The organism is Pseudonocardia sp. ICBG162, assembly GCF_020496225.1.
Taxonomy (GTDB): domain Bacteria; phylum Actinomycetota; class Actinomycetes; order Mycobacteriales; family Pseudonocardiaceae; genus Pseudonocardia; species Pseudonocardia alni.
The window spans coordinates 399,843-419,167 of record NZ_JAHLJD010000031.1 but is presented as its reverse complement, the minus strand read 5'-3'; the positions used below and the strand labels follow the sequence as shown (position 1 = coordinate 419,167).

Sequence of the window (19,325 nt, the reverse complement as noted above, 5' to 3'; positions counted from 1 at the left end):
ACCCTCCAGCGACGAAGGGAATCCTCATGGCCACGGCGAACAAGCTCAGCGTCATCCCCTGCGGGGCGATGCACGCCAACCTCCCGTTCCTGCTCCTCAAGCCCGGTGTCAGCATCAAGCCACGGTCCGAGAAGGACGCCCCGATCGACTGGGTGGAGGTGCCGACGCACTGCGTCCTCGTCGAGACCGACGAGGGCAAGCTGCTGTGGGACACCAGCTGTCCGTCGGACTGGGAGACGCGCTGGGCGCCGACCGGTCTGCAGGAGTTCTTCCCCTACGACCAGGTCGCCGACGACGAGTACCTGGACAAGCAGCTGCACAAGATGGGCGTCGGGCTCGACGAGATCGACTACGTCGTCCTCTCGCACCTGCACTTCGACCACGCGGGCAACGCCCAGATGTTCAAGAACACCAACGCGAAGATGATCTGCTCGGACAAGGAGAAGGAGTTCGCGCTCGGCTTCGAGGGCCCGTTCAACGGCGCCCACCTCAAGGCCGACTACGAGGGCATCGACTGGGAGATCGTCTCCGGTGATGTCGAGCTGCTCCCCGGCGTCAGCATGATCCAGACCCCGGGGCACACCCCGGGCTGCATGTCGATGCGCGTCGACCTCCCCGACACCGGCACGATGATCTTCACCTCGGACGCGGTCTACATGGGAGCGAGCTACGGCCCGCCCGCCGCGCCGGCCGCGATCGTCAACAACCTCGAGGACTGGTTCTCCTCGGTGGAGAAGCTGCGCGGCATCCAGGAGCAGACGAACGCGCAGATGGTGTTCGGTCACGACGCCGAGCAGATCCACCAGCTGCGCAAGGCACCGGAGGGGTCGTACACCTGATGACGTTCGAGGTTCCGGAGTACACCGAGGAGACGATCTTCACCTGGGGCGCGCCGCCGCTGAAGTTCGGCGCGGGCGCGATCGACGAGGTCGGCTTCGAGCTGTCGGCCTACGACGTGTCGCGGGTCCTGATCGTCACCGACCCCGGTGTCAACGCGCTCGGCGCGCCGCAGCGCCTGGCCGACAACCTGGCCCGCTACGGCATCGAGTCCGAGATCTTCGACGGCGTGCACGTCGAGCCGACCGACGACTCGATGAACAAGGCGACCGAGTACGCCCGCGCGCAGGGTCCCTGGGACGGCTTCGTCGCCGTCGGGGGCGGGTCGGCGATCGACACCGCCAAGGCCATCAACCTGCTCACCAGCCACCCCGGCGAGCTGATGGACTACATCAACAAGCCGATCGGCGGCGCGAAGGTGCCGCCCGGGCAGCTCAAGCCGCTGATCGCCGTCCCGACGACGGCGGGCACCGGCTCGGAGTCCACCGCGATGTGCGTGCTGGACATCCTGTCGATGAAGGTCAAGACCGGGATCAGCCACTGGCGTCTGCGCCCGACCCTGGCCGTCATCGACCCGCTGCTGACGATGACGCTGCCGCCGCAGGTCACCGCCGCGGCCGGGATGGACATCACCTGTCACGCGGTGGAGAGCTACACGGCGCGGTACTACACCACCTTCGACCGCAAGAAGCCCGAGGAGCGGGTCACCTACTGCGGCTCCAACCCGGTCTCGGACCTGTGGTGCGAGAAGGCGATGTCGCTGCTGGCGAAGTCGTTCCGGACGGCCGTCGAACGCGGCGCCGAGGACGTCGAGGCCCGCTCGGACATGATGATGGCTGCGACGTTCGCGGGCATGGGCTTCGGTAACTCCGGGGTGCACATCCCGCACGCCAACGCCTACCCGATCGCGGGCATGGTCAAGGACTACCGGCCGCAGGGCTACCCGCAGGACGAGGCGATGGTGCCGCACGGGGAGTCGGTGTCGCTGACGGCGCCGGAGGCGTTCCGGTTCTCCTTCGACTCCGCGCCGGAGCGGCACCTGCGGGCCGCGGAGCTGATGGACCCGCGGGCGGACAAGGTGAACGACCCGCGCGAGCAGCTGCCCGGGGTCCTGACCCGGCTGATGCGCGACATCGGCATCCCCAACGGCATCGGCGGCGTCGGCTACACCGAGGCCGACGTGCCGGACCTGGTCCCCGGGACGATGAAGCAGCAGCGGCTGCTCGCGACCTGCCCGCGGACCCCGACCGAGGACGACATCGCCGACATCCTCACGAAGTCCGTGCAGAACTGGTGACGCCCGTCCGCCGGCGGCCCGCTCCGGGCCGCCGGCGGACGCCGAGGAGAGAGCAGCAGATGCCGATCTACGTCTTCCGGTGCGGGTGCGGAGCCCGTTTCGAACACCTCGCCTCCATGTCGGACCCGAGCACCCCGCCCTGCCCGGTCTGCGGCGACGGCGCGACGAGCAAGGTCCCGGCCGGGTTCGCGCTCGGCGGCCAGGCGAGCCCCGGCCTGTCCAAGGACGAGATGCCCCAGACCTGGCGGGGTGTCTACAACGGGAACTCCGAGTACATCGACTCGATGCGCCGGACCTGGGACCAGCGACGCAGGCTGGAGGAGAAGTACCCGGAGATCGCCGGGGACCAGCGGCCGATCCTGGCGCACGAGGGCAAGTACCACGACGCCCCGCTGCGGGCCGGTGACATCCAGCTGGGCGGCACCGCCCCCATGCCCGGCGCGGGCGTGGCGGCCAAACAGGGCCACGGGCACGGCCATGGGCACGGCCACACCCCCGCACCGGCGCCTCCCGCCACCGACACCACCACCGACTGACCCGCCGGGTGGACGCCGCGCCGGGTGCTCGTGGCGACCGGTGACGGTGCGCGGCGACCCGCGCGGCGGGTGCCGGGCGACGGCACGGGTCGCCACGGCGCTCGCCGGCCGTTGCGGGGCCGCTGCGGGACGGTGTCAGCGGCCGGCCAGGCCGTGGCGGTAGGCGTAGCCGACGGCCTGGGCGCGGTCGCGCAGCCCGGTCTTGGCGAACAGGTGGTTGACGTGGGTCTTCACCGTCGCCTCGCCGACCACGAGTCGTCGCGCGATCTCGGTGTTGGACAACCCCTCGGCGATCAGCCCGAGCACTTCGACCTCGCGCGGGGTCAGCCCGTCCGGCGGGTCGACCGGTGCCGCCGGGGCGGTCGACGCGCGGGCGGCGACCAGCCGGGACAGCACCCCGGCGTCCACGGTGGACACACCGTCGGCGGCCGAGCGCAGGGCCCGGCCGATGGCCTCGGCGTCGGCGTCCTTGGACAGCCAGCCCGAGGCGCCCGCGGCGATCGCGTCGACCACGGCGTCGTCGTCGACGTAGGTGGTGAGCACGACGACGGCGGTGCCGGGGTGCCCGTCGCGGACCCGGCGGGTCGCCGAGACGCCGTCGCCCGCGGGCATCCGCAGGTCGGTGAGCAGCACGTCCGGGGCCAGCTCGGCGACCCGGGCGACCGCCTCGTCGCCGCCGGACGCGGTGCCGACGACCTCGATGCCGTCGAGCAGGCCCAGGACGGTGGCGAGTCCGTCGCGCACGATCCGCTGGTCGTCGGCCAGTACCACCCGCAGGTCGCTCACGTCGTGATCCTCTCGCGGTCCGGGGAACGGGCGGGGAGCCTGAGCCGGACCCGCCAGCCGTCGGGGGTGGGGCCGGTCTGCAGCTCGGCGCCGACGAGTGCCGCCCGCTCGGCCATCCCGATCAGGCCGGAGCCCTCGCCGTCGCCGGGCGGCGGCGGTGTCCCGGCGACGTCGACGACCTCCAGCTCGGCGCCGTCGCCGTCGCGGCGCAGGTGCACCGTCACGGGGGCGCCGGGGGCGTGCTTGCGGGCGTTGGACAGCGCCTCCTGCGCGGTGCGCAGCACGGTCTCGCCCTCCCGCGCGCCGAGGTGCAGCCCGTCGGCGACCTCGACGGTCGCGTCCGGGTGGGCCCGGCCGAGCTCGCGCAGCTCCTCGGCGACGTCGACCGGTGCCGGTCCCTCGCGCAGCGCACGCACGGCGCGGCGGGCCTCGGTGATCCCGTCGGAGGCGAGCCGCTGGGCCCGCTCGATCTGGGCGATGGTGTCCGGCGCGGCCCCGTCGCGCAGTGCCATCAGCCGGGCACCCTGGAGCTGGACGGCCAGCGCGGACAGCGAGTGGGCCAGCACGTCGTGCACGTCGCGGGCGACCCGGGCGCGGTCGGCGATGGCCTCGGCGCGGGCGTGCTCCTCGCGGGCCCTGGCGTCGGCGACGAGTGTCCGCTCGTGCTCCTCGGTCCGGCGGGCGGAGTCGCGGCGGCCGATCCCGAACAGCACCATCGCGGTCAGCGCGGCGATCACCAGCAGCGCGTCCCACAGCGAGGTGTAGGGCCCGACGACGATCGTGGTGGCCGCGATGACCGGCACGTCGACGAACAGCGCGGTCCGGTACGGCAGCCGCAGCGCGGCCACGAACACCGCCATCATCGGGAAGGCCGCCGAGGTGGTCCAGCCGTCGGACCCGGCCAGCAGGGCGATCCCGCCCCCGGCGAGCGCGACGCTGGTCAGCACCGTCGCGACCGGCGGCATGTTCCGGTAGAGGGCGAAGACCACCCACCCGGCGACGGCCGGGACGAGCCCGGCGTAGAGCCAGGTCGGCGAGACCTGCTGGGCCGGCGACCAGAACAGCAGGAACAGCACGATCGGCAGCCACAGCAGCGACACCAGCCGCCGGGGCACCCCGAGCAGCGGCGACCGGTCGGGCTCGACGCGGCGGGCCGTGCGGGCGGCGGGCGTGCTCACCGTTTCACTCTGACACAGCGGCCGGGTCGGGCGGGACGCTCAGGCCGCCGCGCGGACACGGCGTGCCTCGTCCGGCCGGACCGGCAGCCCGGCCGCGGCCACCCGGCGTCGCAGTACCAGGCTCTGGACCAGCAGGCTGCCGCCGAAGACCAGTGCCGACGACGTCGACAGCAGCAGCCCGGCACCGACGGCCCCGCCGACGACCCCGGCGCCGACCCGCACACCGATGGTCAGCACCCAGGCGACCAGCAGCGCGGCCGAGCCGCTGCGGTACGCCCACCCGTCGCGGGTGCCGAGGCGGAAGGCGTAGCCGCGCAGCACCCCGAGCCCGGCCGCCAGCACCAGCTCGGCGGCGAGCAGCGCCACCCCGGCCGCGGTGACCTCCGGGCGGGCCTGGGCGAGGGTGAGCACCCCGATGCCGATCACGACGAACGGGAGCGTCACGTCGCGTCGCCCGCCGACGTACTGCCCGCGGAACTGCTTGTAGAGGACCAGGCCGACGATCGCGACCGTGATGACGAGTGAGGTGGCGTCCATGGGGAGAACGATCTCCCCGCGGGCCCGGTCGTCGCGTCGGCGCCGGGGTCGATCCCGGGTGGACCCGCCCCCTCCACCCCCGGGTGGACCGCCGCCCCCGGGCCGGACGCGACGACGCCCGGTCCCCGGGCACGTGGTGTGCCGGGGACCGGGCGTCGGTCGGTGGTGCCTACGGGGTCAGCGGGGGAGGCCGGAGGCGCGCCAGGCGCCCGGGCCCGCGTGCAGCGGGGCGCGGAGCCGGGCCGCGGGGTGCGACCACAGGTCCGGCGTCCGCGGCGGGGCGGGCGGCCCGCCGGCGCTCGCCGCCGCGGCGACCACGGCGGTCAGCGCGGCGAGCTCGTGGTCGTCCGGGGTGCCCCGCACGACCCGGAACAGCGCACGGCGCTCCTCGGGGGTGGCCTCGGCGTCGGTGGTCACAGCGGGATGTTCCCGTGCTTGCGGGTCGGTCCCTGCTCCCGCTTGGTGGACAGCATCCGCAGCGCCCGGCCGACGTAGCCGCGGGTGTGCGACGGCGGCACGACCGCGTCGATGTAGCCCCGGTCGGCGGCGATGTAGGGGTTGCAGAGGGTGTCCTCGTAGTCCTGCTGCAGCTCCGCGCGCTTGGCGGCGAGCTCGTCGCCCTCCAGTCCCTTGAGCTCCTTGCGGTAGAGGATCGACACCGCGCCCTGCGCGCCGGTGACCGCGATCTGCGCGGTCGGCCAGGCGATGTTGACGTCGGCGCCGAGGTGCTTGGAGCCCATGACGTCGTAGGCGCCGCCGTAGGCCTTGCGGGTGATGACGGTGACCTTCGGGACGGTCGCCTCGGCGTAGGCGTAGATCAGCTTCGCGCCGCGGCGGATGATGCCGTTCCACTCCTGCTCGGTGCCGGGCAGGAAGCCCGGGACGTCGACGAAGGTCAGCACCGGGATGTTGAACGCGTCGCAGGTCCGCACGAAGCGGGCGGCCTTCTCGGAAGCGTCGATGTCCAGGCAGCCGGCGAACTGGGTCGGCTGGTTCGCGACGATGCCGACGCTGCGGCCCTCGACGCGGGCGTAGCCGATCACGATGTTCGGCGCCCAGAGCTCCTGGACCTCGAGGAAGTCCTCGTCGTCGACGACCCGGTTGATGACCTCGCGGATGTCGTAGGGCGTGTTCGCCGAGTCCGGGATCAGGGTGTCGAGCTCGCGGTCGGAGTCGATGATCCCGTCCTCGATCGACCCCTCGACGGGCTCGGTGGCCGGGAACGACGGCGCCTCGGACAGGTTGTTCGACGGCAGGAAGCTCAGCAGCTGCTTGACGTAGTCGAGCGCGTCGGCCTCGTCGCCCGCCAGGTAGTGCGCCACACCGGACTTGGTGTTGTGGGCCCGGCCGCCGCCGAGCTCCTCCATGTCGACGTCCTCGCCGGTGACGGTCTTGATGACGTCCGGGCCGGTGATGAACATGTGGCTGGTCTCGTCGACCATCACGGTGAAGTCGGTGATCGCGGGGGAGTAGACCGCGCCGCCCGCGCACGGGCCCATGATCAGCGAGATCTGCGGGATCACGCCGGAGCTCTGCACGTTGCGGGTGAAGATCTCGCCGTAGAGGCCGAGGGCGACCACGCCCTCCTGGATGCGGGCGCCGCCGCCGTCGTTGATGCCGACGACCGGGCAGCCGATCTTCGCGGCCACGTCCATGACCTTGACGATCTTCTCGCCGTAGACCTCGCCGAGCGCGCCGCCGAAGACGGTCGCGTCCTGGGAGAACACGGCGACCGGGCGGCCGTCGATCGTGCCGGTGCCGGTCACGACGCCGTCGCCGAACGGGCGCTTGGCGTCCATCCCGAAGTTCGTGGACCGGTGCCGGGTCAGCGCGTCCAGCTCGACGAACGAGCCCGGGTCGAGCAGCTGGTCGATCCGCTCACGGGCGGTCTGCCGCCCCTTCGCGTGCTGCTTCTCGACCGCGGACGCCGAACCGGCGTGGACCGCGTCCTCGAAACGCTGGTAGAGATCGGCGAGCTTGCCCGCCGTGGTGTGGATGTCCGGCTCTGCCCCACCACTGTCCGGGGTCGCCATCGGCTCCGTTGCGGCGCTCATGAGGTCGGAGCTTAACCCGCAAGTAGGTTCGGCTCGGGCGTGACGTCCGACGCAGCCGACCGGGTGGCCGCCCCGGCGACACCGTTACCGATCCGTTCACCCTCCGCGGTCCCCGGCGCGTCGCGGGGCCGTTACGGTGCGCGGTGATGACGACCGGGACGAATCACGGCGACGGGACCCCGCTGGACCCGTACGCCCTGCGGACGGCCGTGCTCCGTCCCGCGGGGGGCTGGACGGCGCTCGACGTCGTCGCCTCCACCGGATCCACGAACGCCGACCTGCTGGCCGAGGCCGGGCGCGGTGCGCCGGACCGCTCGGTGCTGATCGCCGAGGACCAGGTGCGCGGCCGCGGCCGCCTCGACCGGACCTGGATCTCGCGGCCCGGGGCGGCCCTGACGATGTCGGTGCTGTGGCGCCCCGAGGGCGTGCCCGCCGACCGGCTGGGCTGGCTGCCGATGCTCGCGGGCGTCGCGCTCGCCGACGCGATCACCGAGCTCGCCCCGGACGTGCCGGTGGCCCTGAAGTGGCCCAACGACCTGCTCGTCGGGCCGGCGCGGGGCAAGGCCGCGGGGATCCTCGCCGAGATGACCGCGGTCTCCGGCGGCGGACCGGGGATCGTCCTGGGCATCGGGCTCAACATCTCCACCCCGGCCACCGACCTGCCGTGGGGCGCGACCTCGCTGGCCGCGCACGGGTTCACCGCGACCCGCGCCGAGACCGCGATCGTGCTGCTGGGGCACCTGTACCGGCGCGAGGCGCAGTGGCGCGACGCCCACGGCGACGCCGACGCCTGCGGCCTGCGCCGCGACTACCGCTCGGCCTGCGCCAGCCTCGGCTCGCGGGTGCGGGTGGAGCGCCCGGCGGGGGACCACCTCGTCGGGACGGCCGAGGACGTCGACCCGCAGGGCCGGCTGCTGGTCCACCCGGACGACGGGGCCCGCGTCGCGGTGGCGGCCGGGGACATCGTCCATCTGCGCCCGGCCGACCAGTCCTGAGTCACCCACTGCGCTGACCTGCGACGCAGCCCCCGCGCGTCGCGTGGGCGGAGGGCGCCCGGCGCCCTACCGTGGGGGTATGGCGTTCCCCGACAGCGCTCTGGACCGGGCTCTGGACCGGGTTCTCGACGAGGGCGAGCACGTCGTGCTGCTCGGGCACCCGCACTGGCGGCTGGGTCTGCGCCCGGCCGCGGTGCTCGTCGCGGTCAGCGCCGTCGCCGGGTTCGGGGCCGCCGTCGTCCGGCTGCAGCCGTGGGCGCCGTGGGCCTGGCTCGTGCTCGGGGTGCTCGCCGCGCTCGTCGCGGTGCGGTTCACGCTGCTGCCGATCGCGCGCTGGCGCGCCACCCTGCTGGTCGTCACCGACCGGCGGTTCCTCGTCCGGGAGGGCCTGCTCGTCCGCGACGGCCTCGACGTGCCGATCGACCGCATCGACTCGGTCCGCGTCCGGACCGGCGCCGGGGGACGGCTGTTCGGCTGCGGCACCCTGCTGCTCGACGTCGCCGGGGAGCGGCTGCGGTTCACCGACGTCGCGGGCGTGGAACGGGTCCAGGCCCGGCTGCACCGGCAGATCGGGCTGCTCGCCGAGCGGCGCCGCAGCCACGAGAAGGAGAGCGAGCACACGGCCCGCCGTGGTCACGCCGACGCGGCCGTGCGGGGCAGGATGGAGGCTCCCGCACCGCAGCGAGAGAGGGCGTCCCTGTGAGCAACGGTCTTCCCACGACGGTGCGCGACCCCGCGCTCCCGGAGCGCGTCGAGATCTACGAGGTCGGCCCCCGCGACGGGTTGCAGAACGAGAAGACCGTCGTCCCGGTCGCGGTGAAGGCCGAGTTCCTCGACCGCCTCGCCGACGCCGGTCTGCGCACGCTGGAGGCGACCAGCTTCGTGCACCCGAGGTGGGTGCCCCAGCTCGCCGACGCCGCCGATCTGCTGGCCGTGCTCGACCGCCGTGCCGGGCTCGACTACCCGGTACTGACGCCGAACGAGCGCGGCCTGGACCGGGCGATCGAGGCGGGCTGCGACCACGTCGCGGTGTTCGCCTCGGCCACCGAGACGTTCGCGAAGCGCAACCTCAACCGCACGCTCGACGAGCAGTTCGCGATGTTCGAGCCCACAGTGACCCGCGCGGTGTCCGAGGGACTGCGGGTGCGGGCCTACGTGTCGATGGTCTTCGGCGACCCGTGGGAGGGCGGGGTCGACCCGGACCAGGCCGCCGCCGTCGGGGCGCGGCTGATGGAGATGGGCTGCGACCAGCTCTCCCTCGGCGACACGATCGGCGTCGCCACCCCGGCGCACGTCGGCGCGGTGCTCGACGCCTGCGTCGCCCGCGGGGTCGGGGTCGACCGGCTCGCGGTGCACTTCCACGACACCTACGGCCAGGCGCTGTCCAACACCCTGGCCGCGCTGCGCCACGGCGTCGCCACCGTCGACGCCAGCGCGGGCGGCCTGGGCGGCTGCCCCTACGCCGGGTCGGCGACCGGCAACCTCGCCACCGAGGACCTGGTGTGGATGCTCGACGGGCTCGGCATCGACCACGGCGCCGATCTGCGGAAGCTGGTCGACACCAGTGTGTGGATGGCCGGGCACCTGGGACGGCCGTCGCCGTCGCGGGTGGTCACGGCGCTGTCGGCCTGACCCCGAACATGCCGGTGAACCGGGACCGGTAGACGACCGCGCCGTCGCCGCTGCGGGTCAGCGTCCCGCGCAGCGTGATCAGACCCATCGACGGGCGGCTGCGCGAGACGCGGGCCTCGAGCACCTCCATCTCCGCGTGCAGCTCGTCGCCCGCGAACACCGGTGCCGGCCAGGCGATCTCGTCGCCGCCGGGGGAGCCGAGCGACGCCGCGCGGGACAGCACGGCGTCGACGTAGGCGCGCATCCACAGCCCCGCGGTGAACCAGCCGGACGCGGCCAGGCCGCCGAACACCCGCTCGCCCTCGGCCTCGTGCAGGTGGAACGGCTGCGGGTCGAACCGGGCCGAGAACGCGACCATCTCGTCGCGGTCGACCACGGTCGTGCCGAGGTCGACGACGGTGCCCGGGGTCAGGTCGTCGAAGTACAGCTCAGCCACGCAGCACCCCCAGCACGGCGTCGTGCAGCAGCCCGTTGCTGGTCAGGCCGTGCCCGCCGGACCAGGTCGGGTTCCCGGCCAGGTCGGTCAGCCGCCCGCCCGCCTCGGCGACGACGGCGGCCGGCGCGGCCAGGTCCCACGGGTTCGCGGCGGGCTCCACCGCGACGTCGACGACCCCCTCGGCGACGAGCACGTGCTGCCAGAAGTCGCCGAACGCGCGGGACTCCCAGCAGGCCTCGGTCAGCGCGATCCAGCCCTCCCGTGACGCCGGGGACGGGTCGGTGCGGAAGGTCTCGGTGTTGGTGGTCGAGACGTAGGCGTCGGCGACGTCGGCCACCCCCGACACCGCGATCCGCTTGGGCGTCCCCGACGGCAGGTCCCGCGCCCAGGCCCCGGCCCCCGCCGAGCCCCACCAGCGGCGGTGCAGCGCCGGCGCGCTCACCACCCCCACCGTCGGCACGCCGTCGACGACGAGCGCGATCAGCGTCGCCCACGCGGGCACCCCGCGGGAGAAGCTCTTCGTCCCGTCGATCGGGTCGATCACCCAGCCGCGGCCGTGCGCGGTGTCGGTGGACCCGCCGCGCTCCTCCCCGAGGATCGCGTCGCCGGGACGCTCGTGGCCCAGCGCGGCACGGATGGCGTCCTCGGCGGCGGTGTCGGCGTCGGTCACCGGGGTGCGGTCCGGCTTGCGCTCCACCCTCAGGTCGGCGGCCCGGAAACGGGGCAGCGTGATCGCGTCGGCGAGGTCCGCCAGGCGCAGGGCGAGATCCAGATCACCGGGTTCGGCGGGCACGCATCGCTCGGGGTTCACGTTGGGCGAGCATGCCAGCTCGCACCGCCACCGTGCCCGGGGCCCGGAGCCCTATGCTCGGTGAAATGACCACCGTGGTTCTGGCCGAGGACGACGCGGCCATCGCCGAGCCGCTGTCGCGGGCCCTGCAGCGCGAGGGGTACGACGTCGACGTCGTCGCCGACGGCGTCGGCGCCGTCGACCGGGTCACCCGTGCCCAGGTCGACCTGCTCGTGCTCGACCTGGGGCTGCCCGGCATGGACGGCCTGGAGGTCTGCCGGCGGGTCCGCGCGACCCTGCCGGACCTGCCCGTCCTCATGCTCACCGCCCGCACCGACGAGGTCGACTTCGTCGTGGGGCTCGACGCCGGCGCCGACGACTACGTGTCCAAGCCGTTCCGGCTGGCCGAGCTGCTGGCCCGGGTGCGGGCGCTGCTGCGCCGCCGCACCCAGGACGTCGTCGAGGTGGACGGCCTGCGGATGGAGCTGTCCGGCCGCCGCGTCCTGCTCGACGGCGACGAGATCTCCCTGGCCAACAAGGAGTTCGAGCTGCTGCGGGTGCTGATGATCCACGCCGGCCAGGTCGTGACGCGCGAGGAGATCCTGCACGCGGTCTGGGGCGACGCGGACATGAAGTCGTCGAAGACGCTGGACATGCACATGTCGTGGCTGCGCCGCAAGATCGGCGGCGAGAAGCGGATCGCCACCGTCCGCGGCGTCGGCTTCCGGTACAACTCGGACTGAGGTCGCCGTGCGCCGCCGGATCCTGATCTCCACCCTGCTGACGGTGGCGCTGACCGCGCTGTTCCTGGGCGGCCCGCTCGCGCTCGCGACCTGGCAGCTCGTCGAGGACTTCACCCGTGCCGAGCTGACCCAGCGCCTCGAGCAGGTCACCGAGACCGTCGAGGAGTACGGCACCGGGCCGCAGTCGCAACGGCTGGTGGAGGCGGCGATCCCGCCGAACTCCCGGCTGGTCGTCGTGCCGCCGGACTCCGACCCGATCGTCTACGGCGTGGACCGGGTCGACGACCCGGTCACCGAGTCGCTGCCGTTCGGGCCCGGCGGGATCATGGAGCTGTCCCAGCCGACCTCGGTGATGCGTTCCCAGCAGACCCAGGTGGTGGCCGTCGTCGTGCTGCTGGTGGGGTTCTCCGTCACCGTCGGCACCGGGGTCGCGGTGTACACCGCGCGCCGGCTGTCGGACCCGCTGCGCGACCTCGCGGCCCGCGCCGCCCGCCTCGGCGCGGGCGACTTCCGCCGGTCCCCGGCCCGCTACGACATCGCCGAGCTCGACCGCGTCTCGGAGGTCCTGGACTCCTCGGCGACGGCGCTGTCCCAGCTGCTGCACCGCGAGCGGTCGCTGGTCGGGGACGTGTCCCACCAGCTGCGCAGCCGGATCACCGCGCTGCAGCTGCGCCTGGACGAGCTGGCCTGCCACCCCGACCCGGACGCCCGCCGCGAGGCCAACGCGGCGCTGGAGCAGACCGAGCGGCTCACCGCCGTCCTCGACGACCTGCTGGAGTCCGCGCGCGCCGCCCGGGCGGTCGGGGCCGAACCGGTCGACCTGGCCGAGGCCGTCGCCGACGCCGAGCGGGAGTGGCGCGGCCCGCTCACCGCTGCCGGCCGGTCGCTCAAGGTGCGGGTGCCCGAGGGACTGCTCGCCCGGGTGACCGCGGCGCGGCTGCGCGAGGCGATCGGGGTGCTCGTCGACAACGCGCTGCAGCACGGCGACGGCCCGGTCACGATCTCCGCGCGCACCGGGGAGAACGCGCTGCTGGTGGAGGTGTCCGACACCGGGCCCGGCGTGCCGGAGGACCTGGTGCCGCACGTGTTCGACCGGGGCATCTCGGCGCAGTCCTCGACCGGGCTGGGGCTGGCGCTGGCCCGGACGCTGGTCGAGGCCGACGGCGGCAGGCTGGAGCTGTCCCGGGCCCGGCCGCCGGTGTTCCGGCTGTACCTGCCCGCGGCCCGCACCGACGACGTCGCCGCGACGGCCCCGATGCCCGACCGCACCGGCCCGCGGTAGCCGGTCGCTCAGTCCTTCGGGGCGGGGGCGACCGGTGGGGGCTGGCGTCGCACGAACTGGTCCGGCCACACGAACCGGCGGAACGCCCACCAGCGGAAGGCCATCCCGACCAGGGTGCCGACGATCTGCCCGGCCACGAAGTCCGCGGACTCCTGGGCGACCAGCGAGACGAACGGCACCTGCAGCTCGAAGACGTAGCGCGACACCCACAGCGGCGCCGAGTACACGGCGACCCCGACCCCGCTGATCACGAAGAACAGGAGGGCCTCGTGGTGCCGCTCGCGCCCGCCGCGGGTCCGGAAGGACCACTCGCGATTCAGCACGTAGGACACCATCGTCGCCACCAGTACCGCGATCACCTTGGCGGTCACCGGCTTGTCGGCCAGCACCGTGGCCTTCAGCACCAGGAACACCACCGTGTCGATGACCCAGGTGCTGCCACCGACCATCAGGAACTTGATCAGCTCGCGGTGTTTGATCGCCTTGTCGCGGTACGGCTGGGGGATCCTGGCGAGCGTCGCCTCCACCACCGTCACGGGATCGATCGTGCCAGATTAGGCTCCCGGTCTCGTGGAGAGGGTTGACGCGCAGAAGGCCGCCTTGCCCGTCGTCGGCATGGTCGGCGGTGGCCAGCTGGCCCGGATGACCGCCCAGGCCGCCGTCGCGCTGGGGCAGACCCTGCGGGTGCTGGCCGCGTCGCCGGACGACCCGGCGGCCCGGGTGACGCCGGACGTCGTCATCGGCGACCCCGACGACGCCGCCGCGCTGCGGGAGCTCGCGACGGGCTGCTCGGCCGTCACGTTCGACCACGAGGGTGTCCCGCAGGAGGTGCTGGTCCCGCTCGCCGAGGCCGGGCTGCCGCTGCGGCCGCCGCCCTCGGCGCTCGTGCACGCGCAGGACAAGCTGGTGATGCGACGACGGCTGTCGGAGATGGGGCTGCCGGTGCCCGCGTTCGCCGAGGTGGCGGCGCCCGGCGACGTCGCCGCGTTCGGGGCCGGGCACGGCTGGCCGGTCGTGCTCAAGGCCACCCGCGGCGGCTACGACGGCCGCGGTGTCTGGTTCCTGCGCGCCGGCGGCGACGACACCGACCGGCTGGTCGCCGACCTGCTCGACGCCGGTACCCCGCTGCTCGTCGAGTCCGCGGTCCCGATGACCCGGGAGCTGGCCGCGAGCGTCGCCCGCTCGCCCTTCGGCCAGGCCGCCGCGTGGCCGGTCGTCGAGACCCTGCAGGTCGACGGCCAGTGCGCCCGGGTCACCTCGCCCGCCCCCGGGCTCGACCCGGACCACGCCGCCCGGATCCAGGAACTGGCGCTGCGGATCGCGGCCGAGCTCGGCGTCGTCGGGCTGATGACGGTCGAGCTGTTCGAGACCGCGCCCGGCGAGGTCGTCGTGAACGAGCTGGCGATGCGCCCGCACAACTCCGGGCACTGGACGATCGAGGGCTCGGTCACCTCGCAGTTCGAGCAGCACCTGCGCGCGGTGCTGGACTACCCGCTCGGCTCCACCGCCCCGGTCGCCCCGGTCGCGGTGATGGCGAACGTGCTCGGTGCGGCGCAGGAGCCCGCGATGGGCATGGACGAGCGGCTGCACCACTGCTTCGCGCGCTTCCCCGAGGCGAAGGTGCACCTCTACGCCAAGGACGGCCGTCCGGCCCGCAAGATCGGCCACGTGACGGTCCTCGGCCGCGACGAGGCCGACGTGCGCACCCGCGCGGAGCTCGCCGCGGGCTGGCTGGCCACCGCGACCTGGGCGGACGGCTGGTCCGCCCACACCGGCGATCCCCGCTCCCCGCACTCCCCGGAAGGACCTCGATGACGCAGACCGGCTCCCCGCGCGTGGGAGTGATCATGGGCAGCGACTCCGACTGGCCGGTGATGGGCGCCGCGGGCGCCGCGCTCGACGAGTTCGGCGTGCCGTGGGAGGTGGGCGTCTACTCCGCCCACCGCACCCCGCAGCGGATGCTCGACTACGCCGCCTCGGCCGCCGACCGCGGCCTGCAGGCGATCGTCGCCGGGGCCGGTGGTGCCGCGCACCTGCCCGGGATGGTCGCCGCCGCGACGCCGCTGCCGGTCATCGGCGTGCCCGTGCCGCTGAAGTACCTCGACGGCCTGGACTCGCTGCTGTCGATCGTGCAGATGCCCGCCGGCGTGCCGGTGGCGACCGTCGCGGTCGGCAACGCCCGCAACGCCGGACTGCTCGCGGTGCGCATCCTCGGCGCCGGCGACGAGCGGCTCCGGCAGGCCATGGTGGAGTTCCAGGCCGACCTCGAGCGCAGCGTGCTGGACAAGGACGCGGCGCTGCGCGTGGCCGCCCGCGAGGGCTGAGGACCGGGCCGCGATTTTCTGGTGGCGCGCCGCTCGATCCCGTGCGTACGGTGTCGGTACACGGGAGAGGAGGTGGTCCAGCAGATGAGCTACAGCAGGACACGTGAGGTGGCCGTCAGCTAGCACCACGTTCTGCTCCGGCGGGGAGAACCCGTCGGAGAGGCGGTCGTGGAAGCCGGTGTGGTGCCGGCGAGTTCCCGACGGTCACCCGTGATCCCCGGGTCCGAACTCTGTCCGGTTCGGTGACGCACCCCGGTGCGGCCCGGGGATCACGCATGTCCGGGGCCGGACGCCCCGGGGCCGGGCTCAGCCCGTGCGTCGGGTCGACTCCCGTTCCAGCGTCCGGGCCGCGCGCTCCAGGCGCCGGGTCACGTCCTCCAGGTCGGGCGCCGCGGCCGGCTCGCCCGCGTCCTCCAGCGGCAGCATCGGCGCGACCCGGCGGAAGTGGTCGACGGCGCCGGGCAGGTCGGCGTCGCGCGCGCCGTCGACCAGCCAGCGGCGCAGCGCCTGGTTGTGCGCGGCGACCAGTGCCGCCGCCGTCACCGCGGCGCGCAGCTCGCCGTCGGGGCGGCCGCCGAGCCGGGCCGTGAGCTCGCGGGTGAACAGCCGCCGGTAGTGGTGCACCGACGCCGCCTCGCGGTCGCGCAGCGCGGGCACCGAGCCGACCAGCGCGAAGCGCAGCCGGGCGACCTCGGGGTCCTCGGTGTAGAGCTCGAACACCGTCTCCGCGGCACGCAGTGCCAGTGACGGCAGCGGCTCGTCGGGGTGCGCGCCGGCGAACACCTCGCCGATCCGGGCCAGTCCGCGCTCGTGGTCGGGGGACAGCGCGTCCTCCTTGCCGCGGAAGTAGCGGAAGAAGGTCCGGCGGCCGACGCCCGCGGCGGCGGCGATGTCGTCGACGGTGGTGTCGTCGTAGCCGCGTTCGGTGAACAGCCGCGCGGCCGCCGCGACCAGCTCCCGCCGCACCTCGGCCCGCCCCTCGGGGGAACGCCCGCGCCGCGTGCTGGTCGTCATGGCACGGAGGGTAGCAAGGTCCCGTGACATGTGGCACGGAGTGCCGTTAGCATGGTCGGCATGAACAGCGAGTTCGACAGCTACCGGCTCAGCGACGAGCACACGGCCCTCCGCGAGGCGGTCCGGGACCTGGCGGAGAAGGAGATCGCCCCGCACGCCGCCGACGTCGACGAGCAGGGCCGGTACCCCGTCGAGGCACGCGACGCGCTGGTCAAGGCCGGCTTCCAGGCCGTGATCATCCCCGAGGAGTACGGCGGCCAGGGCGCCGACGAGCTCGCCGGCTGCATCGTGATCGAGGAGGTCGCGCGGGTCTGCGCGTCGTCGTCGCTGATCCCCGGGGTGAACGGCCTCGGGCTCACCCCGATCCTGCTGTCCGCCTCGGACGAGCTGAAGAAGCAGGTCCTGCCGTCGGTCGCCGCGGGCGAGGCGATGGTCAGCTACGCCCTGTCCGAGCGCGAGGCGGGCTCCGACGCCGCGTCGATGAAGACCCGCGCCCGCCGCGACGGCGACGAGTGGGTCCTCAACGGCACCAAGTGCTGGATCACCAACGCCGGCGAGTCGACCTGGTACACGGTCATGGCCGTCACGGACCCGGAGAAGAAGGCCAACGGGATCTCGGCGTTCGTCGTCCACAAGGACGACCCGGGCTTCGTCGTCGGGACCAAGGAGCGCAAGCTCGGCATCCACGGCTCGCCCACCCGCGAGATCCACTTCGAGGACGCCCGCATCCCGGCCGACCGGATCATCGGCGCCGAGGGCACCGGCTTCAAGACCGCGCTGCGCACCCTGGACCACACGCGTCCGACCATCGGCTCGCAGGCTGTCGGCATCGCCCAGGGCGCGCTCGACGTCGCGACGCAGTACCTGAAGGAGCGCAAGCAGTTCGGCAAGCACCTGGCCGAGTTCCAGGGCCTGCAGTTCATGCTCGCCGACATGGCGATGAAGGTCGAGGCCGCCCGCCAGCTCTGCTACGTCGCCGCCTCGCGCGCCGAGCGCAACGAGCCCGACCTCGGCTTCATCTCCTCGGCCGCCAAGTGCTTCGCCTCCGACACCGCGATGCAGGTGACCACCGACGCCGTCCAGCTGCTCGGCGGCGCGGGCTACACCCGTGACTTCCCGGCCGAGCGCATGATGCGCGACGCGAAGATCACCCAGATCTACGAGGGCACCAACCAGATCCAGCGCATGGTGATGGCGCGTTCGCTGCTCAAGTGACACGCTGACGCCCCATGGACGGGGCCGTCGTGGACCGCGCACTGCTCGACCGGCTGCTCGACACCGACCCGGCGTTGCGCTGGCAGGTCGAGCGCGACCTGGCGGGTGCGCCTCCCGAGGTGTGGGAGGCCACCCGCGCGCGGGTCGCGACCGAGGGGATGGGCGCGCGGCTGCTCGCCCACCAGGACCCCGACGGCACCTGGGCGGGCGGTGCGTACTTCCCGGCCGGACCGTCCACGGTGGAGGGGCAGCCGTGGACGGCGACGACCTGGTCGCTGAACGCGCTGCGCGAGTGGGGCCTGGACCCGGCGGCGCTGGCGGGCACCGCGGAGAAGCTCGAGTCGTGCCGCTGGGAGTACGACGACCTGCCCTACTGGGACGGTGAGGTCGACGCCTGCATCAACGCGTTCACCGTCGCCAACGGACTGTGGCTCGGCCGTGACATGGACGCCCTCGCCGCCTGGTTCGCCGAGCACCGGCTCGCCGACGGCGGCTGGAACTGCTTCTGGGTGGACGGCGCGCGGCGGTCGTCGTTCCACTCCACACTGAACGCGCTGTACGGGCTGCTCACCCACGAGCGGGCCACCGGCGGGACCGCCGCGACGCGGGCCGCCCGCCGGTCGGGTGAGGAGTACCTGCTGACCCGCGGGCTGCTGTACCGGCTCTCGACCGGCGAGCCGGTGGAGCTCGAACGGGACCCGGCCGAGCTCGCCTACCCGTTGCGCTGGCGGCACGACGTGCTGCGCGGCACGGAGTACTTCCGCCTCGCCGCCGCGCTCGACGGGGTCCCGCCCGACCCGCGGCTCGCCGACGCCGTCACGGCGCTGCGCGCGTCGCGGCGGCCGGACGGGCGCTGGGTCCAGGGCGTCCGCGACCCGGGGGAGATGTGGTTCGAGGTGGACGTGCCGCCGGGGGAGCCGTCGCCGTGGCTGACCCTGTACGCCACCCGGGTGCTCGCCTGGTGGGACGCGGCGGCCTGACGATCAGTACCTGGGCGCGGTCCGGGGCCGGGCGCGCAGCACTGAGGTGCTGATGATCATGGACCCGGCGGGGTGCGGATGACGAGCACGGCCGCGGCCGGTTCCCCGGCGAGGGCGGTGTAGGTGTGCTCGCCGTCCGCGGGCCAGCGGGTGGCCTCGCCGGTGCCGAGGTCGGCCTCGCGTCCGCTGCGTCCGGCCCGGACGGCACCGCGGGTGACGAGCAGGTGCTCCACCACCCCCGGGCCGTGCCCGGGGGACACGTGCACCGCCTCCGGGACGAGGGTCAGGGCGTACACCTCGACGGTGCCGTGGTCGTCGGTGGCCGTCTCCAGCAGGCGCGCGGTGATGCCGGGGCCGGCGACCTCGGCCCCGGGGTGCTCGGCGAGCAGCCGCGACAGCGGTACGCCCAGGGTGTCCGCGAGCGCGTAGAGGGTGGAGAGGGTGGGGTTGCGGCTGCCGTTCTCGATCTCCGACAGCGAGCCCTTGCCGATCCCCGCCCGCTCCGCGAGGGCTCCGAGGGAGAGACCGTGTGCGGTCCGGGCCGTCCGCAGCCGTGCGCCGACGGCCGTGCGCAGCGCCCCGTCGTCCACCGGGCGACTGTAGCCGGGGCGGGTCGGCCGGAGGGTCCCGCGCCCGCGCCACCCCGGCCGCATCACCGGGCCGTGCCACCCGGCTGCGTCACCGGGCCG

The 19,325-nt window shown here is 74.0% G+C and carries 22 protein-coding genes; 12 read left to right on the top strand and 10 right to left on the bottom strand.

Going from position 1 to position 19,325, the window contains the following annotated elements; translation table 11 throughout:
* Window positions 1-26 precede the first annotated feature (26 nt).
* From KPL60_RS26740 to KPL60_RS26730, 3 genes are read left to right on the top strand one after another with little or no spacing between them, the layout of a single operon-like run.
* The gene (locus tag KPL60_RS26740) at window positions 27-839 is read left to right on the top strand and encodes an N-acyl homoserine lactonase family protein (RefSeq protein ID WP_073576374.1); all 813 of its coding nucleotides are present in this window, start codon (window positions 27-29) and stop codon (window positions 837-839) included.
* The gene (locus KPL60_RS26735; protein ID WP_226349930.1) at window positions 839-2,134 is read left to right on the top strand and encodes a hydroxyacid-oxoacid transhydrogenase; all 1,296 of its coding nucleotides are present in this window, start codon (window positions 839-841) and stop codon (window positions 2,132-2,134) included. Before KPL60_RS26740 ends, KPL60_RS26735 begins: the two co-directional genes overlap by 1 nt.
* A gap of 59 nt (window positions 2,135-2,193) precedes the next feature.
* On the top strand, window positions 2,194-2,670 hold the full coding sequence (locus KPL60_RS26730) for a zinc ribbon domain-containing protein (protein ID WP_226367563.1): 477 nt from the start codon (window positions 2,194-2,196) through the stop codon (window positions 2,668-2,670).
* Between the two features lie 135 nt (window positions 2,671-2,805).
* On the opposite strand, the gene KPL60_RS26725 is transcribed toward KPL60_RS26730, so the two are convergent.
* The 5 genes from KPL60_RS26725 to KPL60_RS26705 form a co-directional block, all read right to left on the bottom strand.
* Complete coding sequence (locus tag KPL60_RS26725) at window positions 2,806-3,456, bottom strand: response regulator transcription factor (protein WP_226349932.1); 651 nt, start codon at window positions 3,454-3,456, stop codon at window positions 2,806-2,808.
* The gene (locus KPL60_RS34905) at window positions 3,453-4,634 is read right to left on the bottom strand and encodes a histidine kinase (RefSeq protein WP_226349933.1); all 1,182 of its coding nucleotides are present in this window, start codon (window positions 4,632-4,634) and stop codon (window positions 3,453-3,455) included. The genes KPL60_RS26725 and KPL60_RS34905 overlap by 4 nt, the downstream gene beginning before the upstream one ends.
* Window positions 4,635-4,673: 39 nt before the next feature.
* Entirely contained in the window at window positions 4,674-5,171 is a 498-nt protein-coding gene (locus KPL60_RS26715; RefSeq protein ID WP_226367562.1) for a hypothetical protein, read from the bottom strand.
* 177 nt (window positions 5,172-5,348) lie between these two features.
* A complete protein-coding gene (locus tag KPL60_RS26710; protein WP_226349935.1) occupies window positions 5,349-5,588 on the bottom strand; it encodes an acyl-CoA carboxylase epsilon subunit in 240 nt (79 codons plus the stop codon).
* Complete coding sequence (locus KPL60_RS26705; RefSeq protein ID WP_226349936.1) at window positions 5,585-7,225, bottom strand: acyl-CoA carboxylase subunit beta; 1,641 nt, start codon at window positions 7,223-7,225, stop codon at window positions 5,585-5,587. Before KPL60_RS26705 ends, KPL60_RS26710 begins: the two co-directional genes overlap by 4 nt.
* Window positions 7,226-7,371: 146 nt before the next feature.
* Between KPL60_RS26705 and KPL60_RS26700 the strand changes: the two genes are divergently transcribed.
* The 3 genes from KPL60_RS26700 to KPL60_RS26690 all read left to right on the top strand — a co-directional run bounded on the left by KPL60_RS26700 (window position 7,372) and on the right by KPL60_RS26690 (window position 9,852).
* Entirely contained in the window at window positions 7,372-8,220 is an 849-nt protein-coding gene (locus tag KPL60_RS26700; protein WP_226367561.1) for a biotin--[acetyl-CoA-carboxylase] ligase, read from the top strand.
* A gap of 79 nt (window positions 8,221-8,299) precedes the next feature.
* Entirely contained in the window at window positions 8,300-8,923 is a 624-nt protein-coding gene (locus KPL60_RS26695) for a PH domain-containing protein (protein ID WP_226367560.1), read from the top strand.
* Window positions 8,920-9,852: a hydroxymethylglutaryl-CoA lyase gene (locus KPL60_RS26690; RefSeq protein WP_226367559.1), complete on the top strand. Its 933-nt coding sequence runs from the start codon at window positions 8,920-8,922 to the stop codon at window positions 9,850-9,852. The genes KPL60_RS26695 and KPL60_RS26690 overlap by 4 nt, the downstream gene beginning before the upstream one ends.
* On the opposite strand, the gene KPL60_RS26685 is transcribed toward KPL60_RS26690, so the two are convergent.
* Window positions 9,833-10,288, bottom strand: a complete 456-nt coding sequence (locus tag KPL60_RS26685) for a MaoC/PaaZ C-terminal domain-containing protein (RefSeq protein WP_226367558.1) — start codon at window positions 10,286-10,288, stop codon at window positions 9,833-9,835. The two genes, KPL60_RS26690 and KPL60_RS26685, sit on opposite strands and share 20 nt — an antisense overlap.
* Entirely contained in the window at window positions 10,281-11,099 is an 819-nt protein-coding gene (locus KPL60_RS26680) for an inositol monophosphatase family protein (RefSeq protein ID WP_226367557.1), read from the bottom strand. Before KPL60_RS26680 ends, KPL60_RS26685 begins: the two co-directional genes overlap by 8 nt.
* A 65-nt stretch (window positions 11,100-11,164) precedes the next feature.
* Between KPL60_RS26680 and KPL60_RS26675 the strand changes: the two genes are divergently transcribed.
* Window positions 11,165-11,821 (top strand): response regulator transcription factor, encoded by a 657-nt coding sequence (locus tag KPL60_RS26675; protein WP_062397592.1) that lies wholly within the window; start codon window positions 11,165-11,167, stop codon window positions 11,819-11,821.
* Between the two features lie 7 nt (window positions 11,822-11,828).
* Window positions 11,829-13,103, top strand: coding sequence for a HAMP domain-containing sensor histidine kinase (locus tag KPL60_RS26670; RefSeq protein WP_226367556.1), 1,275 nt, complete (start codon window positions 11,829-11,831; stop codon window positions 13,101-13,103).
* A gap of 8 nt (window positions 13,104-13,111) precedes the next feature.
* Here the strand turns inward: KPL60_RS26670 and KPL60_RS26665 are convergent, their stop codons facing one another.
* Complete coding sequence (locus KPL60_RS26665) at window positions 13,112-13,639, bottom strand: GtrA family protein (RefSeq protein WP_226367555.1); 528 nt, start codon at window positions 13,637-13,639, stop codon at window positions 13,112-13,114.
* 34 nt (window positions 13,640-13,673) lie between these two features.
* Between KPL60_RS26665 and KPL60_RS26660 the strand changes: the two genes are divergently transcribed.
* Complete coding sequence (locus KPL60_RS26660; protein WP_226367554.1) at window positions 13,674-14,918, top strand: 5-(carboxyamino)imidazole ribonucleotide synthase; 1,245 nt, start codon at window positions 13,674-13,676, stop codon at window positions 14,916-14,918.
* Window positions 14,915-15,427 (top strand): 5-(carboxyamino)imidazole ribonucleotide mutase, encoded by a 513-nt coding sequence (purE, locus tag KPL60_RS26655; protein ID WP_073576360.1) that lies wholly within the window; start codon window positions 14,915-14,917, stop codon window positions 15,425-15,427. The genes KPL60_RS26660 and purE overlap by 4 nt, the downstream gene beginning before the upstream one ends.
* Before the next feature lie 306 nt (window positions 15,428-15,733).
* Here the strand turns inward: purE and KPL60_RS26650 are convergent, their stop codons facing one another.
* Window positions 15,734-16,441 (bottom strand): TetR family transcriptional regulator, encoded by a 708-nt coding sequence (locus KPL60_RS26650; RefSeq protein ID WP_226349944.1) that lies wholly within the window; start codon window positions 16,439-16,441, stop codon window positions 15,734-15,736.
* A 60-nt stretch (window positions 16,442-16,501) separates the two neighbouring features.
* Here KPL60_RS26650 and KPL60_RS26645 point away from each other — a divergent pair, with 60 nt between their 5' ends.
* Both KPL60_RS26645 and KPL60_RS26640 read left to right on the top strand, forming a co-directional pair.
* Window positions 16,502-17,656 (top strand): acyl-CoA dehydrogenase, encoded by a 1,155-nt coding sequence (locus tag KPL60_RS26645; RefSeq protein ID WP_226349945.1) that lies wholly within the window; start codon window positions 16,502-16,504, stop codon window positions 17,654-17,656.
* 14 nt (window positions 17,657-17,670) lie between these two features.
* The gene (locus KPL60_RS26640) at window positions 17,671-18,636 is read left to right on the top strand and encodes a squalene cyclase (protein WP_226367553.1); all 966 of its coding nucleotides are present in this window, start codon (window positions 17,671-17,673) and stop codon (window positions 18,634-18,636) included.
* 56 nt (window positions 18,637-18,692) lie between these two features.
* Here the strand turns inward: KPL60_RS26640 and KPL60_RS26635 are convergent, their stop codons facing one another.
* A complete protein-coding gene (locus KPL60_RS26635; RefSeq protein WP_226367552.1) occupies window positions 18,693-19,226 on the bottom strand; it encodes a helix-turn-helix domain-containing protein in 534 nt (177 codons plus the stop codon).
* Window positions 19,227-19,325: the final 99 nt, after the last annotated feature.